General features: G+C 29.4%; 12 protein-coding genes, 3 pseudogenes and 2 other annotated features. Of the genes and pseudogenes, 1 reads left to right on the top strand and 14 read right to left on the bottom strand.

Annotated features, from left to right (window positions below; genetic code table 11):
* Positions 1-10: 10 nt before the first annotated feature.
* The 7 genes and pseudogenes from pheS to infC all read right to left on the bottom strand — a co-directional run bounded on the left by pheS (position 11) and on the right by infC (position 5,660).
* Positions 11-1,029 (bottom strand): annotated as a pseudogene (gene pheS, locus LEQ07_RS08160) (phenylalanine--tRNA ligase subunit alpha).
* Between the two features lie 55 nt (positions 1,030-1,084).
* Positions 1,085-1,316 (bottom strand) — a binding site (T-box leader).
* Positions 1,317-1,376: 60 nt separating this feature from the next.
* Positions 1,377-2,174, bottom strand: a complete 798-nt coding sequence (locus LEQ07_RS08155) for a TrmH family RNA methyltransferase (protein ID WP_046823033.1) — start codon at positions 2,172-2,174, stop codon at positions 1,377-1,379.
* A gap of 3 nt (positions 2,175-2,177) precedes the next feature.
* A complete protein-coding gene (locus LEQ07_RS08150; protein ID WP_046823032.1) occupies positions 2,178-2,849 on the bottom strand; it encodes a potassium channel family protein in 672 nt (223 codons plus the stop codon).
* A 20-nt stretch (positions 2,850-2,869) separates the two neighbouring features.
* Positions 2,870-4,246: a TrkH family potassium uptake protein gene (locus tag LEQ07_RS08145; protein WP_046823031.1), complete on the bottom strand. Its 1,377-nt coding sequence runs from the start codon at positions 4,244-4,246 to the stop codon at positions 2,870-2,872.
* Between the two features lie 309 nt (positions 4,247-4,555).
* Positions 4,556-4,912 carry a 50S ribosomal protein L20 gene (rplT, locus tag LEQ07_RS08140; RefSeq protein WP_021428465.1) on the bottom strand — a complete coding sequence of 119 codons (357 nt, stop codon included), beginning with the start codon at positions 4,910-4,912 and terminating at the stop codon, positions 4,556-4,558.
* 58 nt (positions 4,913-4,970) lie between these two features.
* Complete coding sequence (gene rpmI, locus LEQ07_RS08135) at positions 4,971-5,168, bottom strand: 50S ribosomal protein L35 (RefSeq protein WP_021428430.1); 198 nt, start codon at positions 5,166-5,168, stop codon at positions 4,971-4,973.
* 27 nt (positions 5,169-5,195) lie between these two features.
* Positions 5,196-5,660, bottom strand: a complete 465-nt coding sequence (gene infC, locus LEQ07_RS08130) for a translation initiation factor IF-3 (RefSeq protein WP_442952408.1) — start codon at positions 5,658-5,660, stop codon at positions 5,196-5,198.
* 401 nt (positions 5,661-6,061) lie between these two features.
* Here infC and LEQ07_RS22455 point away from each other — a divergent pair.
* Positions 6,062-7,457 (top strand): annotated as a pseudogene (locus LEQ07_RS22455) (ATP-dependent metallopeptidase FtsH/Yme1/Tma family protein).
* 38 nt (positions 7,458-7,495) lie between these two features.
* Here the strand turns inward: LEQ07_RS22455 and thrS are convergent.
* The 7 genes and pseudogenes from thrS to LEQ07_RS08080 all read right to left on the bottom strand — a co-directional run bounded on the left by thrS (position 7,496) and on the right by LEQ07_RS08080 (position 15,775).
* A complete protein-coding gene (thrS, locus tag LEQ07_RS08110) occupies positions 7,496-9,415 on the bottom strand; it encodes a threonine--tRNA ligase (RefSeq protein WP_046824090.1) in 1,920 nt (639 codons plus the stop codon).
* Between the two features lie 55 nt (positions 9,416-9,470).
* Positions 9,471-9,701: a binding site (T-box leader), on the bottom strand.
* Positions 9,702-9,791: 90 nt separating this feature from the next.
* Positions 9,792-10,394, bottom strand: coding sequence for a DUF445 domain-containing protein (locus LEQ07_RS08105; RefSeq protein WP_263330219.1), 603 nt, complete (start codon positions 10,392-10,394; stop codon positions 9,792-9,794).
* A 61-nt stretch (positions 10,395-10,455) separates the two neighbouring features.
* A complete protein-coding gene (locus LEQ07_RS08100) occupies positions 10,456-11,274 on the bottom strand; it encodes a putative sporulation protein YtxC (RefSeq protein ID WP_263330218.1) in 819 nt (272 codons plus the stop codon).
* Between the two features lie 5 nt (positions 11,275-11,279).
* A pseudogene (locus tag LEQ07_RS08095) lies at positions 11,280-12,043 on the bottom strand (DUF6873 family GME fold protein).
* 141 nt (positions 12,044-12,184) lie between these two features.
* The gene (locus tag LEQ07_RS08090) at positions 12,185-13,120 is read right to left on the bottom strand and encodes an ABC transporter permease (RefSeq protein ID WP_046822444.1); all 936 of its coding nucleotides are present in this window, start codon (positions 13,118-13,120) and stop codon (positions 12,185-12,187) included.
* A complete protein-coding gene (locus tag LEQ07_RS08085; RefSeq protein ID WP_263330216.1) occupies positions 13,120-14,214 on the bottom strand; it encodes an ABC transporter permease in 1,095 nt (364 codons plus the stop codon). Before LEQ07_RS08085 ends, LEQ07_RS08090 begins: the two co-directional genes overlap by 1 nt.
* A complete protein-coding gene (locus tag LEQ07_RS08080; RefSeq protein ID WP_263330215.1) occupies positions 14,207-15,775 on the bottom strand; it encodes an ABC transporter ATP-binding protein in 1,569 nt (522 codons plus the stop codon). The genes LEQ07_RS08085 and LEQ07_RS08080 overlap by 8 nt, the downstream gene beginning before the upstream one ends.
* Positions 15,776-15,912 lie beyond the last annotated feature (137 nt).

Genomic DNA, 15,912 nt, shown 5'->3' with positions numbered 1-15,912 from the left:
ATCCTCCTAATTAAAATTGATTTAAAAATCTCATATCATTTTCAAATAATAATCTTATGTCATCTATTTCATACTTAAGCATTGTTATTCTATCAAGTCCCATACCAAAAGCAAATCCACTATAAACTTCAGGGTCTATTCCACAGTTTCTTAATACATTTGGATGTACCATACCAGCTCCTAATATTTCTATCCAACCTTCACCTTTACACATCTGGCATCCTGCACCTTGACACTTAAAGCAAGTAACATCTACTTCTGCACTTGGCTCTGTGAATGGGAAGTTATGTGGTCTGAATTTAGTTTTAGTGTGTTCTCCAAATAACTTCTTAACAAACATATCTAATGTTCCTTTTAATTGAGCCATAGTAACGTCTTTTCCAACTACAAGACCTTCTATTTGATGGAACATCGGTGAGTGTGTTGCATCTGGAGCATCAAATCTAAAACATCTACCTGGAGATATTATTTTTATTGGTAACTCTTCATTTTTCATTGTTCTAACTTGAACTGGAGATGTTTGAGTTCTAAGTAATAACTCATCATTTATATAAAATGTATCACTCATATCTCTAGATGGGTGATCTTTTGGTGCATTTAATGCATCAAAGTTATTTCCAACTGTTTCAACTTCTGGTCCTTCTGCTATAGAGAATCCCATACCTATAAATATTTCACTTACTTCATCTATAATTTGAGATATAGGATGTTTTTTCCCTACTTTAAATTCTTTAGCTGGCATAGTTACATCTAAAACTTCTTCAGCTAATTTTCTTTGCTTTTCAATATTTTTTAACTCATCTTTTTTAGTACTTATAGAGGTATCTATAGCTTCTCTAACTTCGTTAGCAACCTTTCCTATTACAGGTCTTTCTTCAGCTGATAATTTACCCATTTCTTTTAATATAGATGTTATTTCACCTTTTTTCCTAAGTACTTAACTCTTAAAGACTCTACTTGCTCTATATCTTGCATGTCTTTTATTTCACTTAATGCTTCTTGTTGTAAATTAAGTAGTTTTTCTTGCACTATATTCACCCTTTCACTTTAATTTTTATACATCAAAAAAAGCCCTTCATCCCTATCTAGGGACGAAAGGCTTTTGTTTCGCGGTACCACCCTAGTAGCTTGATTTATTAAAAATAATTCAAACCACTCGAAAAACGTAACGTGTTTTAAACGTCATAACCTACTTAAACTTCAGCTATGATACTCCAGAGGGAACTTCTTTTAATAACTTAGAAAGTACTTTCAGCCTAGGTACTTATCTCTGCACTAATGACTATTAAAATACTTTTCTCTTTCATAGTATTTTAAATATTAAACTTTGATTGTAAATTATATCATATATAGTGTGAATTTTCAATACAACTCTATTATATCATATATTTTTTGATTTCATACATAAGTATAGCTGAGCTTATCGCTGCATTTAAAGATTCAGCTTTGCCGTATATAGGTATTTTAACTAGTGTGTCTGATTTTTCTATAAGTTCATCATTAACACCATTAGCTTCATTCCCAATAACAAGAGCTGTTTTATAGTTATATTCTACTCCATCATAAAAGTTATTTGTATTTAAATAACTTGATACAATATCAAATTTCCTATCTTTTAATTCTTTTAATACTTCATCTTGAGTCATATTTATTATTTTCATATCAAATATTGATCCCATTGTAGATCTCGTAACTTTGCTATTATATATATCTACACAACCTTTTAAGTTTATTATAGCATCTACACCTGCTGCATCTGCTGTTCTTATTATAGTACCCATATTACCTGGGTCTTGTATTCTATCTAAAATCAATACAAATCTGCAATTGTCATCTAAAATATCTTGAATATTATTTTTTTGTATACCAACAACTCCAACTATACCTTGAGTGCTTTCTGTATCTATAAACTCATTAAATATCTTATTTGTAGTTTTATATACTTTTATATTTTTACTTTCTAAAACTTTTAAGAATTCAACATGTTCCTCTTTTGTTTCAAAATTTTCATTTATAAATACATATTGTAAATCCGCATTACAATCTATAGCTTGAGTTAAAATTCTAAATCCTTCTATTAAAAATTTAGACTCTTTTAACCTATTTTTACTTTTTAAAAGAGATTTAGTTAATTTAACTTTTTCATTATCCTTACTACTTATCGATACTATCATTTTTTATTTTCTCCTAAATGAAAAGTCATTATCTGCTGTTATTGTACTTATTTTGCTATTTTGACCTATAACAACTAATATACTTCCTGCATTTATTTTTTCTTCTGGAGATGGTGTAACATTTATAGTTTTATCACACTTTATAGCTAATACTGTTATTTCATATTTAGCTCTTAAATCTAATTCTATTAATGTCTTACCTTCCCATTCTTTAGGCGTAACAATTTCAACTATAGAATAGTCTGGATCTAACTCTATATGGTCTAATATATTATTTGAAACTAAATTATGTGCCACTCTAACTCCCATATCTCTTTCGGGGAATACAACTCTGTCAGCACCTATTTTATATAAAACTTTAGCTTGGAGCTCATCTTTCGCCTTGCATACAATTTGCTCTACACCCATTTCTTTAGCTATTAATGTAGCCATTATAGACGCTCTTATGTCAGAACCTATAGCAATTATTGCTACATCAAAATTTCCCATGCCTAAAGCTCTAAGCGCTTGTTCATCAGTAACATCTACAATAGCTGCATGTGTAACCTTCTCAGATATAGCCTGTACTGAATCATCATTTTTATCTATTGCCATTACTTGATGTCCTAGTAAATGCATTGTAGTTGCCACTGATGATCCAAATCTTCCACAACCTATAACTATATATTGTTTCATACCTGCTCTCTCCTAACTTTCTATCCTACTATAATTTTACCTTCTGGAAATCTTATAACTTGTTTCTTAGCAGAATTTTTAGATACTAAAGCTATAAATATAGTTAAAAATCCTACTCTTCCCATAAACATATAAATCATTATTATTATTTTACCAAATATATTTAAATTAGGTGTTCCACCTATACTTGAGCCTACTGTTGCAAATGCAGATACAACCTCGAATCCAGATTCAATTAAATCAAATGAATCTTGAGTTAAATTTATTATTAAAATACCTATTACAACTACTGATAATCCGATAAAAAATATCCCTAATGCCTTCCTTACTGCATTAACACCTACTCTTCTTTCAAATACTTCTATATCTTCTCTTTCAAATATAAAACTTTTTACAGAAAGTATAATAGTTGCAATAGTTGCGGTTTTAATACCTCCACCGGTAGAACAAGGTGATGCTCCTATGAACATTAAAATTATCATTATAAATAAACTTCCTTGGTGCATAGATGCCAAGTCTATAGTATTAAATCCAGCAGTTCTAGGTGTAATTGATTGAAATAATGATCCTAATAATTTACCCTTTAATGAAAGATCTCCTAGTGTTTTGGGGTTTGAATATTCTATAAATAATATAAATACCATCCCAGTAATTATTAATGTTCCCGTAGTTATTAATACTACTTTTGAATGTATATTTAGCCTAGATAGTTTTTTCTTCTTTACTACATCTAAAATTACAGGGAATCCTATACCTCCAAGAACTATAAGTGCTGAAATTGTAAGAGTTATAGTTATATTATTTACATATTTTGTAATTGAAGTAAATGGCCCACTTATATTACCCATAAGGTCGAATCCCGCATTACAGAATGCTGAAATAGCATGAAAAATACTAAACCATATTCCTTTAATTAATCCAAATTCAGGTATAAATACAGTTGATAATATTAACGCTCCAAATCCCTCTATTACAAACGTCATCAATAATACATATCTAGTTAGTTTAACTAATCCAGATAAGTCAATTTGATTCAGTGCCTCTTGTATAAGAAGTCTTTCCTTTAAATTTATCCTTTTTTTCGTTATCAATGCAAATAAAGTTGTTATTGTCATAAATCCTAAACCACCGACTTGAATCAATACAATTATTACAATTTGTCCAAATAAGTTCCAATGTGTAGCTGTATCTACTACTACTAAACCAGTTACACATACCGCAGATGTAGACGTAAATAAAGCGTCTACAAACGGAGTAGATTCTCCTGTGTTTGTAGCAATAGGAAGTGTAAGTAGTATCGCTCCTATTAATATAACAGTAGCAAAACCAATTACCATTATTTGAGGTGGATTTAATTTATTAATCGGCTTTTTAATCTTTAAAATAAACTCTTTCACCTACTTTATCTCCTCCTGTATGTATTATAAATTAAACCTTTCTTGTGTTTAATTATATTATTGCGCTTATAACAATAATAAAATACATTATATACTTAGTTTTTAAATATATCTATACCTAAATGGAAATTTGTAATTTTAAAAATATTTATTATATATTTACACAAATTTAACATATGTAATTTTTTCATTTGATAAAAATTTCACCTTTTTTATGCGCAAATTTTATTAATCGTCAGCAGTTTCACATTCAATATTATATTTAAATACATAAAAAAACTCTGAGTCTTAACCCAGAGTTTTGTATAATTAAGCTAATTTTGATTTAGCAACTTCTACTAATTTAGCAAATCCTTGAGGATCATTTATAGCCATTTCAGATAACATTTTTCTGTTAACTTCAACACCTGCTAATTTTAATCCGTTCATAAATCTTGAATAAGACATTCCGTTAGCTCTAGTAGCTGCATTTATTCTTTGTATCCAAAGTTTTCTGAAATCTCTCTTCTTTAATTTTCTACCAACATAAGCATGCTTTAATGCTTTCATTACAAACTCGTTAGCTGGTCTGTATAATTTACTTCTTGATCCTCTGTAACCTTTTGCAAGTTTTAATACTTTCTTATGCTTCTTACGAGCGTTCATAGCTTTTTTAACTCTTGCCATCGTCGTAACCTCCTTCGTTTCTCTGTTCTAAATAATTTTTATCTATTTGTATTCGATCTTATAAGTATGGTAATAATTGTGCTATTCTTCTAGCATCACCTTCACTAACTACTCCAGACTTTCTTAATTGCATTTTAGTCTTAGCATCTTTCTTAGTTAGTATATGTCTTCTGAAAGCTTTACCTCTCTTTAATTTTCCACTAGCAGTCTTTTTGAATCTCTTAGCTGCTCCTCTATGAGTTTTCATTTTAGGCATATTAATATCCTCCTCTCAAATGTATATCTATTTTTTTGGATCTATCATTACAACCATATTATTACCCTCAAATGCAGGGGCTTTTGTTGGTTCTCCAAACTCTTTTACTAGGTCTATAAACTTAAGCATTACTTTTTTTCCTAAATCCTTATGCCCTAGTTCTCTACCTCTAAATCTAAGTTCAACCTTAACTTTGTCTCCTTTTTTAAGGAATTTCATAGCTTGGTTAGCTTTTGTATTTAGGTCATTTTCCTCTATACCTGGTCTTAATCTAACTTCTTTTACAATTACAACCTTTTGCTTTTTCTTAGATTCTTTTTCTTTTCTAGATTGCTCATATTTATATTTACCATAATCCATTAACTTGCATACTGGTGGGTTCGCATTAGGTGATATTTTTACTAAATCTAAATTCTTCTCGTTTGCCATTAATTGTGCATCTCTAGAAGACATTATTCCAAGTTGTTCACCAGTTTCTGAAAGAACTCTTATTTCCTTATCTCTTATCTGATCATTGATTGCTAATTCCTTACTAATAGTAGGACACCTCCAATTTTATATTAAAAAAGGCGAATGATATCATCATCCGCCATATAAGTTACTACAATTAATAAAACACTTAAATCTTAACTTATATTTACCTTACTAACTTTATTGTTGTAAGGTGAGAAGCGGACTTCTTCTTGTTTTTTATTACTCTATATACTATACCATCAGTTTAAATAAGTGTCAATTATTTTTTTATTTTTTATAATTAATTTATTTGATTTATGGACATACTTTTAATGAATTAAATATTTTTAATTTCAAAAATATAAAAATTTAATAATATTAATTTGAAAATCGGCAAATATATGTAACAACAACAATTTTTATAACTGAGGTGTTTGACTATGAAAATGTTAAATAATTTTTTAAAAATCAACAACCCTGCGCCTGCGTTTAATCAGACAAAAATGGAAAAAGAAACTTCTAATGATAACTCTGATTCAACTAAGCCTAAAACAACATTCAACGATGTAGCTGGATTAGAAGAGGTTAAAGAAGAACTATTTGAAATAGTTGATTTCATGAAAAACCCAACAAAGTATCAAAAAATGGGTGCTAAGATTCCTAAGGGGGTTTTATTCTATGGACCTCCTGGTACAGGTAAGACATTACTTGCATCAGCTATGGCTGGTGAAACAAACGCATCATTTTCAATGTAACAGGATCTGAATTCGTTGAAAAATATGTTGGCGTAGGGGCAAAAAGAGTTAGAACATTGTTTGAAAAGGCTAGAAAAGAAGCCCCTAGTATAATATTTATAGATGAAATTGACGCAATAGGAGCTAAAAGACATCTAGAAAGCAATAATGAAAAGGATCAAACATTAAACCAACTTCTTGTTGAGATGGATGGATTTAATAAAGATTCTAATATACTTATTGTAGGTTCAACTAACAGATTAGATCTATTAGACGATGCACTACTTAGACCAGGTAGATTTGACAGACATGTCCATATAGGAGAACCTAATTATCACACTAGACTAGAAATACTAAAAGTTCATACTAAAAACAAACCAATTGATAACTCTGTAGACTTAAACTTATTAGCTAAAAAAACTCACGGATTCAATGGTGCTCACTTAGCAAATATAGCAAATGAAGCTGCTATATTTGCAGTAAGAGAAAGCAGCGAAAATATCAATAGTATTCATTTTGACAAAGCTATTGAAAGAGTTATCGCTGGACTTGAATCAAAAAATTCAAAACTTATTGAAAAAGAAAAACGTATAGTGTCTTACCACGAAGCTGGTCATGCTTTAGTTAGTAATACATTAGGTATAAACCCTATACAAAAATATCTATAATACCTAGAGGCCAAGCACTAGGATATGTACTTCAACTTCCAGATGAAGATAGATATATTTATACTAAAGATGAACTTTTAGGAAAAATTAAAATCTTACTTGCAGGTAAAGCTGCTGAAGAAATAATATTCGGTCATAAATCTACAGGAGCTAAGGATGACTTGAAAAAAGTAACTGATATAGCAACTCAAATGGTTTGTGATTATGGTATGAGTAATCTTGGTGCTATGACTATAGATCAAAATCAAAAAAGCTTTTTATCAAAACAAATCCAAGAAGAAACTACTAGTATAATAGATTCTTGTTATGAAGAAACTCTTAATCTTCTAAACTCAAGTTTAAATGACCTTCATTTAGTTTCTCAGCATCTATTTGACAAAGAAACTATGACTCACGAAGAGTTAAAAAATATAATAAGAAAAGAATGTGTATAAAAAAAGTTAGCCTTTAAGGCTAACTTTTTTATTATTTATTATGCTTGAATTACGTTAGTTCTTTCTTCTACTTCTTTTAATACATTTGCAATAAATGCTTCTACATCCATTGCACCCATTTCTCCATTGTCTCTTGATCTTACAGAAACTTTCTTTTCATTAACTTCTTTTTCCCCAACTACTAACATATAAGGAACCTTTTGAAGTTGAGCTTCTCTTATTTTATATCCTATTTTTTCAGCTCTATCATCAAGCTCTACTCTTATACCTTTATCAAATAATGCATTTCTAACTTCTTCTGCATACTCTTTAAATCTATCAGATACTAGTAATATTTTAGCTTGAACTGGAGATATCCAAGTTGGGAATTTACCAGCATAGTGTTCTATTAATATACCTATAAATCTTTCTATACTCCCTAATGCAACTCTATGGATCATAACAGGTCTATGTTTTTCCCCATCTTCACCTATATAGCTGATATCAAATCTTTGTGGTAATTGCATATCTAATTGTATAGTTCCACATTGCCAAGTTCTTCCTAAACAGTCTTTTAAGTGGAAGTCTATCTTAGGACCATAGAATGCTCCATCTCCTTCATTTATTACATAAGGTAGATTTAATTCTTCTAGAGCTTCTCTTAATCCATTTTCAGCCGCTTCCCACTCTTCGTCTGTTCCCATTGAATCTTCTGGTCTAGTTGATAATTCTAAGTGATATTCAAATCCAAATGCAGAATACACCTTATCTATTAATGAAACAACACCTTTTATTTCATCCTTTATTTGTTCCGGTAACATGAATATATGTGCATCATCTTGAGTAAATGCTCTAACTCTCTTAAGACCATTTAAAGCTCCAGATAATTCATGTCTATGAACTCTTCCTAACTCAGCCACTCTCATAGGGAAATCTTTGTATGAATGCTGCTTAAAGTTGTAGTATAACATACCACCTGGGCAGTTCATTGGTTTTATAGCAAATTGCATGTCATCTATATCTACAGTATACATGTTTTCTTTATAGTGATACCAATGTCCCGAAGTTTCCCATAGTTTTTGATTTAATATTATTGGAGTTTCTATTTCTACATATCCGTCTTTTCTGTGTAATTCTCTCCAGAATTTTAATAATTCATTTTTAAGTTCCATACCTTTTGGTAAGAATAATGGGAATCCTGGTCCTTCTTCTGGTATGAAGAATAATTCTAATTCTCTACCTAATTTTCTATGGTCTCTTTTCTTAGCTTCTTCTACTAAATGTAAATACGCTTCTAAATCTTTGTTCTTCTCAAAAGATGTTCCATATATTCTTTGTAGCATCTTATTTTTTTCATCTCCACGCCAGTAAGCCCCTGTCACGTTTTGAATTTTTATAGCTTTAACCTTTTTAGTAGAAGGTAAATGTGGTCCTCTACATAAATCTGTAAAATCTCCTTGCTTATATAAAGATATAACTTCTCCCTCAGGTAGTTCTGATATAAGTTCTACCTTGTAGCTTTCCCCTTGTTCTTCCATTAACTTTATAGCATCTTCTCTACTTAATTCAAATCTCTCTATAGCTAAATCTTCTTTAGCTATTTTTTTCATTTCAGCTTCTATTTTTTCTAAATCCTCTGGAGTTAATCTGTACTCTAAGTCTATATCATAGTAGAATCCATTCTCAATACTTGGCCCTATAGCTAATTTAGCTTCAGGGTATAATCTTTTTATAGCTTGAGCTAACATGTGAGCAGATGTATGTCTGAACACATCTTTTCCTTCTTCATCATCAAATTTAAATAAATTTAATTCGCAATCTTCATTAACTTCGAAATCTAACCCAACAACCTCTTCATTAACAGATGCAGCTACTATACTTCTAGCTAATCCTTCACTTATCGATTTAGCAATATCCATAACTGTAGTACCTTTAGCATACTCCTTTACAGATCCGTCTTTTAAAGTAACTTTTATCATGACCTTACCTCCTTATTTTTTTTGTATAAAATAAAAAAAACTCGGCCCATGAAAATCATGGGACGAGTAACATTCGCGGTTCCACCCAAGTTGGCATGTTATAAACATTGCCCTCTTGATGACTATAAGGTTGTCAACCGAGTACTTTTACTTATAAGCGCTTATAAGCTACTAAACTCTGCTCCAAGGTAGTTTTCAAATAGTCATTTTTAGATATACTTTCAGCCTATGATATATCCTCTCTGAAAATTGTTTCTATTTTACTCTTCCTTTTCATAGCAACTATATTAATATTAATACAAATTATATCAAATCAATTGATATATATCAACTCTAAATATTATATAATTTAAAATATTTTTTTGTTACATAAAATTTATATAAATATTGTTATTATACCTTGTATTATTCCTATAACAAAACCTAGTATTAATCCCAATAATTCTATATGCTTTAACTCATTACTTGCTATGCTAAGTATTATATTTTCTAATTCAAGTAAATCTAAACTATCAACCTTCTCTTCTACTATTTGTTGTATATTTACTCTTTCATGTGCTTTTGATACAATTCCACTTCCTAGTTCGTCAATAGAAGCACTTACTTCTTTTTCTATTATATCCTCTATATAATTTTTTATAACAGATTTTATATAGCTCGGTATAAGAGTCGCTTTTTCCTCTACTATAGAGTTAACTTTAAGTTTTATATATTCAGTAGCTTTTACTTTATCTTCTTCTGTTATTAAATTTTCTAATATATCATCTAAAGATACAAACTCATCTTGTATAACTTCTCCTATTTTTATAGCTATTTCTTTTCTTCTCTTCGGTATAAGACCTATTACTTCAAAATTCGTCATAGGTATTTTTATAGGGTTAATAGGTCTAAATATAAGCTTTATAGCCAATTTGTTAGTTACGTATCCAATAATACCTCCAATAATTGCCATCATCAAAATTATATATATATTGTTCATCTCAAATCTCCTTCTCATTTTAATTAGAAACAATATATATTTTATACTTTAATGATTTTTTTCAATACATTTTTTCAATTTTAAGATTTATTTTTTCTTCCACCTTTTCTTCAAATATTGCTTTTATAGTATCTATAATTTCTCTAGATGAGTTAGTTTGTAAAGAATCGTATATAATTATATGATTAGGACACAAAGAAAGTAATGTACTAATCAAGAAATCTTCATAATTTAAATTTTCTTTTATAAACATATTTATTAATTCTTCATCATTTTCATTTTCTATTATGTTGTCATTTTTATCATATAATATAAACGAATTATCTTTTCTTATGTATACTTTTAGTGTATCAATTTTATTTTCTTGTACATTTATAAAATATCTTAACACACTTATAAATTCATCATAATCTTTCTCTATTAAATGTTCTTCAAGTGCATCTTCACAGATATTAGATATATATCCCATTAGTTCTTTCATTCTAAATTTAACAAAACCATCCACATCTATATGGTCATTATTTAATATGTAATCATTAATTCTACAAAATATTATTTCTCTTAATAACAAATCTTTTTTTTCAAATCCTTCTAATGATTTTAAATATATTTTTTCTATTTCCTGCTTATATTTATCTCCATATGATTTTTGTATATATTCCTTTAATATAACATCTTTTATTACTTTCATTAAAATATCGGTTATTTCTCTTGATATTTCTAATACTGTTTCATCAGTTCTATCCTTCGCGCTTATTTTTATTTCTATAACATCTTCATTGTAATTTATAATATTTCTAAACTTAGTTTGTTTTACAAATTGATTTACAGCTAATTTATATTTAGGTAATAAGCTCAGATAAATCTCTTTGTTGTTCATAGTCATCACTCCTTTCTAGTCATAAGAGGAATTATAGAACCTAAATCTAATAATTGTTCTTTACTTAAACTTACTATTTCCTTATTTTTTGATTTTATAAATTTTTTTATAATCTCATAATCTGGATGTTTTTTATATTTCCTAAAAAAGCTATGTCATTTTTACTTATAAATCCTGTACATCCACCTATAAATCCATAATCCAATTGAAATAATTTTATATTTCCATGACTTATAAGAAGACAATCTATACCATATTGCTTTACAGATTTATAAATACCCTTATCAGAAGTTATAATTGAATTTTCATCAACTATACAAATTGAACATTTAGAGTATCCTTGTTTTACATTTATCTTCACAAGATTTCTTTTATTTATATATTCTAAAATTTCTTTATCTGTATAATCAAAATTATGTATTGCAAATTTGCCCATTATGGTTACATTATATTGAATATTATTAGGATATTTGTTTTCTATGTAGCTACTACCTTTGATTACATTAAAACCTAATGGAGTTAATGTTTCTAAGTAAAAATCATATACATTTGGTGCTACAACTATATTTCCTTCCCCTAAATTACATACGCATATATCTGGATGATATTTTATAGCATCGTAACACTCTTTACATTCTATAGTTTTTATTATTTGTATATTTCTTCTTTTTAATTCTAATTCTATATCGCAAGTAATTCTTTTATCTACCAATGCTAGACATAAATCACCATCAATTACAAAAGATTGCTTACTATGTACTAATTTCATTTCACCGTTCCTTCTATATCAATTTTACTTTTATAATACAACTAATATTTTATATACTTATTTTCATTTTTAATAGACTAATAATAATTTTTTATATTTATTTTAGACATAAAAAAGATGATAGCAATGCTATCATCTTTTTTATCTTTCACCTTTTTTATATGGGTTTCCTAATGCTGCCGGAGCTTTAGAAGATTTTATAAATAATACTAAAACGACTAACGTTATTACATACGGTATCATTGATAATAAATTTTCATTTATTCTAAATGGAAGTTCTGGGTTTCCAAAGAATACTGATAAAGCAGTTGAGAATCCAAATAATAAACAAGCTGCCATAGCTCCTTGTGGCTTCCACTTACCAAATATAACAGCTGCCATAGCTATATATCCCTGCCCAGAAATTAACGTTGGTCTAAATGAAGAAACAATTGCTAAACTCATAGATGCTCCTCCTAAACCAGCTAATATACCAGATGCAATTACTGCAATATATCTAACTCGATTTACATTAATACCTAAAGTATCTGCAGCTCCTGGATGTTCTCCAACAGATCTTATTCTAAGCCCTAACTTTGTTTTATATAAAACGTACCATACTATAGCTACAAGTATAAATGCTATAAATACTGTTGCATAAGTATTAAAAACTGTGTTTAATATACTACCTTCTGCAAATAAACCATTTAAAGGTCTTGGTATTTTATTTTCCATAGCTATAGTCGGAGTCATCGTAGCTCCATCAAATAATATTTTAGAAGAGAATAGTGCTACTCCAGGTGCAAGTAGGTTAATAGCAACACCTGATATAGTATGATCTGCATTAAAACTTACAGTTGCAATAGCATGTATTAATGCAAATAAACCACCTGCTAATCCACCTATCAAAAACGCTATCCACGGATTACCTACTAAATATCCTGCTGCTGCACCCGCAAAAGCACCTATAGTCATCATACCCTCTAATCCTATATTAACTATACCTGAATTTTCTGATAATACTCCACCTAACGCTGTAAATATAAGGGGCGTAGAGTACATTAAAGTAGTACTTAAAATTAAAGCTAAATCTTCCATTATTCAAGTCCCCCTTTTTTCTTTTTATTCTTATATTTTATAAATAACATTCTTATTACACTGCTTAATGCTATAAAATAAACAATAGATCCTATAACAATGTTTATTACTTCTGATGGAGCTTGTATAGTTTGCATTTTTGTTCCACCATATTTAAGTGCTCCAAATAATAATCCTGAGAAAATTACACCTATAGGATTACTGTTAGCAATAAGTGCAACAGCTATCCCGTCAAATCCATTCCCTTCTGGCGCTGCAAGTACCGTTATATTTTGCGCTACACCCATAACTTGAACTGCTCCCGCTAATGCAGCAAGCATACCTGCTATAGCCATAGATTTGAATATAGATGAATTTATGTTTATTCCTCCATATTCAGCTCCGAACTTATTGTATCCAACTCCTCTAAGTTCGTATCCTAAAGTTGTTTTAGCTAATATAAAAGCTATTATTAAGACTAATATAATTGCTATTATTATACCCCAGTTAGCTTTTGTCGCTGGACCTACTAGTCCCGTTAGCCAATCTATACTTATACTCGCACTCTCATTTATCATATGAGATGCTTCACTATTACCTTCTCTTAGCCATGGTTGCATTATCATATAATTATTTAGATAAAACGCAATCCAGTTTAACATTATAGTAGATATAACTTCATTAACTCCAAATTTAGATTTTAAAAATCCTGCAAATCCTCCCCAACAGGCTCCTGCTAGTGCAGCTACAGCTAAAGTAAGAGGTATATGTATTATTGCTGGTAAATGAACTGTATATCCTACTATAGTTGCTGCTAATGCACCTATAATAAACTGGCCTTCTGCTCCTATATTGAATAAACCTGTTTTAAACGCAAAGGCTATTGATAAACCTGTTAAAATTAATGGAGTAGCCTTTATAATAGTCCATGCTATATACTTAGGTTTACCGATGATCCCTTCAATCATTACTGAATAAGCTTCTATTGGATTAAATCCTGCTATAGTTAAAGCTATCGCTCCTACTAATAATCCTAAAAATATAGATATAATAGAAAATACTATCATATTATTAGCAAAAGAAATTTTCTTTTTTGCCTTAACATCATTACTCATTATCTACACCTCCTGCCATCATAAATCCTAAAGTATTTTCATCTGCATTCTTAGCATCCACAATGCCAACTATTTTTCCTTCATAAATTACAGCTATTCTATCTGATAGATTCATAACTTCATCAAGTTCTAAAGATACTAATAAAACTGCATTGCCTGCATCTCTTTGTTCAACTATCGCTTTATGAACAAATTCAATTGCTCCAACATCTAGCCCTCTAGTAGGTTGTGTTGCTATTAATACCTGAGGTTGCCCTGTAGTAGCTCTGTCTACTCTTATGTTGTCAACCTCTCTACCAATTATGACCTTTTGTTGATTTCCTCCAGATAAAGATCTAGCCTTTAATGTAAAATCAGTAGGTCTGACATCAAACTCTTTTATTATATCGTTTGCATGTTTTTCAATTTCTTTATTATTTAGAACTCCATTTTTAGAGAATCTTTTTTCTTTATATCTTTGTAAAACTGTATTTTCAGCAACTGTAAAATCTAATATAAGTCCTCTTTTATGTCTATCCTCGGGTATATTTTTTATACCTTTTTTAAATATATTAATTGGCTTTTCATTTATAAGTTCAGATCCATTAACCTTTACACTTCCTGAATCTGCTTTTTTCAACCCAGTTAATATTTCAACAAGTTCAGATTGACCATTTCCATCTACACCTGCTATTCCTAAAATTTCTCCAGCTCTTACCTCTAAAGATAAATCATTTAATACTTGTACTTTTCTATTATCTTTAGCACTTATATTTTTAACTTCAAGTATTATATCTCCTACTTTAGAATCTTCTTTATCCACTTTAAAGCTTACTTCTCTACCTACCATCATAGCTGCCAATTCATCTTCTGTTGTATCACATACCTTTACCGTTCCTATATCTTTACCTCTTCTTATGATAGTACAATAATCTGCTGCTGCCTTTATTTCTTTTAATTTATGAGTTATTATTATTACTGATTTTCCTTGCTTAGTTAAGTTCTTTATAATATTCATAAGCTCATTTATTTCTTGCGGAGTTAAAACTGCAGTGGGTTCATCTAATATTAGTATATCTGCACCTCTGTATAAAGCTTTCAATATTTCAACTCTTTGTTGCATCCCAACACTTATATCTTCTACTTTTGAATTAGGATCTACATGTAATCCATATTTTTTTGATAGATCACTAACATCTTCTATCGCTTTTTTCATATCTATTGCTCCCATACCTTTTGTAGGTTCTGTACCTAGTATTATATTCTGAGCAACTGTAAATGGCTGTACTAACATGAAATGTTGGTGAACCATACCTATCCCATGAGATATCGCTACATTAGGGTTTTCCATTCTAACGTTTTCCCCTTTTATAAATATCTCCCCTGAAGTCGGATGGTATAGCCCATAAAGAATGTTCATTAATGTTGACTTTCCTGCTCCATTTTCACCTAATAAAGCATGTACCTCACCTTTATGTACAGTCAAATTTATGTTATCATTAGCTGTGAAATTCCCAAACTTTTTAGTTATACTTTTCATTTCTACAACTTTTAGACTGTGGTCTACATTGCTATTAATCATAGTTTATAATAACCCTCCTTATTTACTTATCGCCAATTTTATTATACTAAAAAATAAGTATTATAACAATTTAATTTCAACAAATAGTAGGTAATATTTTATTTATTATACATACTTTTGTTATTTGTAATTTTATA

The organism is Paraclostridium sp. AKS73, from assembly GCF_025671395.1.
Taxonomy (GTDB): Bacteria; Bacillota; Clostridia; order Peptostreptococcales; family Peptostreptococcaceae; genus Paraclostridium; species Paraclostridium benzoelyticum.
Note: the sequence above shows the minus strand (reverse complement) of the source record. Positions and strands in the feature narration are given on the sequence as shown.

Excerpts from the sequence above, each read along its gene's own strand:
- LEQ07_RS08155 (WP_046823033.1), bottom strand. The coding sequence starts at position 2,174 with ATGATAGTATCGATAAGTAGTAAGGATAATGAAAAAGTTAAATTAACT.
- LEQ07_RS08150 (WP_046823032.1), bottom strand. The coding sequence starts at position 2,849 with ATGAAACAATATATAGTTATAGGTTGTGGAAGATTTGGATCATCAGTG.
- rplT (WP_021428465.1), bottom strand. The coding sequence starts at position 4,912 with ATGGCAAGAGTTAAAAAAGCTATGAACGCTCGTAAGAAGCATAAGAAA.
- rpmI (WP_021428430.1), bottom strand. The coding sequence starts at position 5,168 with ATGCCTAAAATGAAAACTCATAGAGGAGCAGCTAAGAGATTCAAAAAG.
- thrS (WP_046824090.1), bottom strand. The coding sequence starts at position 9,415 with ATGATAAAAGTTACTTTAAAAGACGGATCTGTAAAGGAGTATGCTAAA.
- LEQ07_RS08105 (WP_263330219.1), bottom strand. The coding sequence starts at position 10,394 with ATGAACAATATATATATAATTTTGATGATGGCAATTATTGGAGGTATT.
- LEQ07_RS08100 (WP_263330218.1), bottom strand. The coding sequence starts at position 11,274 with ATGAACAACAAAGAGATTTATCTGAGCTTATTACCTAAATATAAATTA.
- LEQ07_RS08090 (WP_046822444.1), bottom strand. The coding sequence starts at position 13,120 with ATGGAAGATTTAGCTTTAATTTTAAGTACTACTTTAATGTACTCTACG.
- LEQ07_RS08085 (WP_263330216.1), bottom strand. The coding sequence starts at position 14,214 with ATGAGTAATGATGTTAAGGCAAAAAAGAAAATTTCTTTTGCTAATAAT.
- LEQ07_RS08080 (WP_263330215.1), bottom strand. The coding sequence starts at position 15,775 with ATGATTAATAGCAATGTAGACCACAGTCTAAAAGTTGTAGAAATGAAA.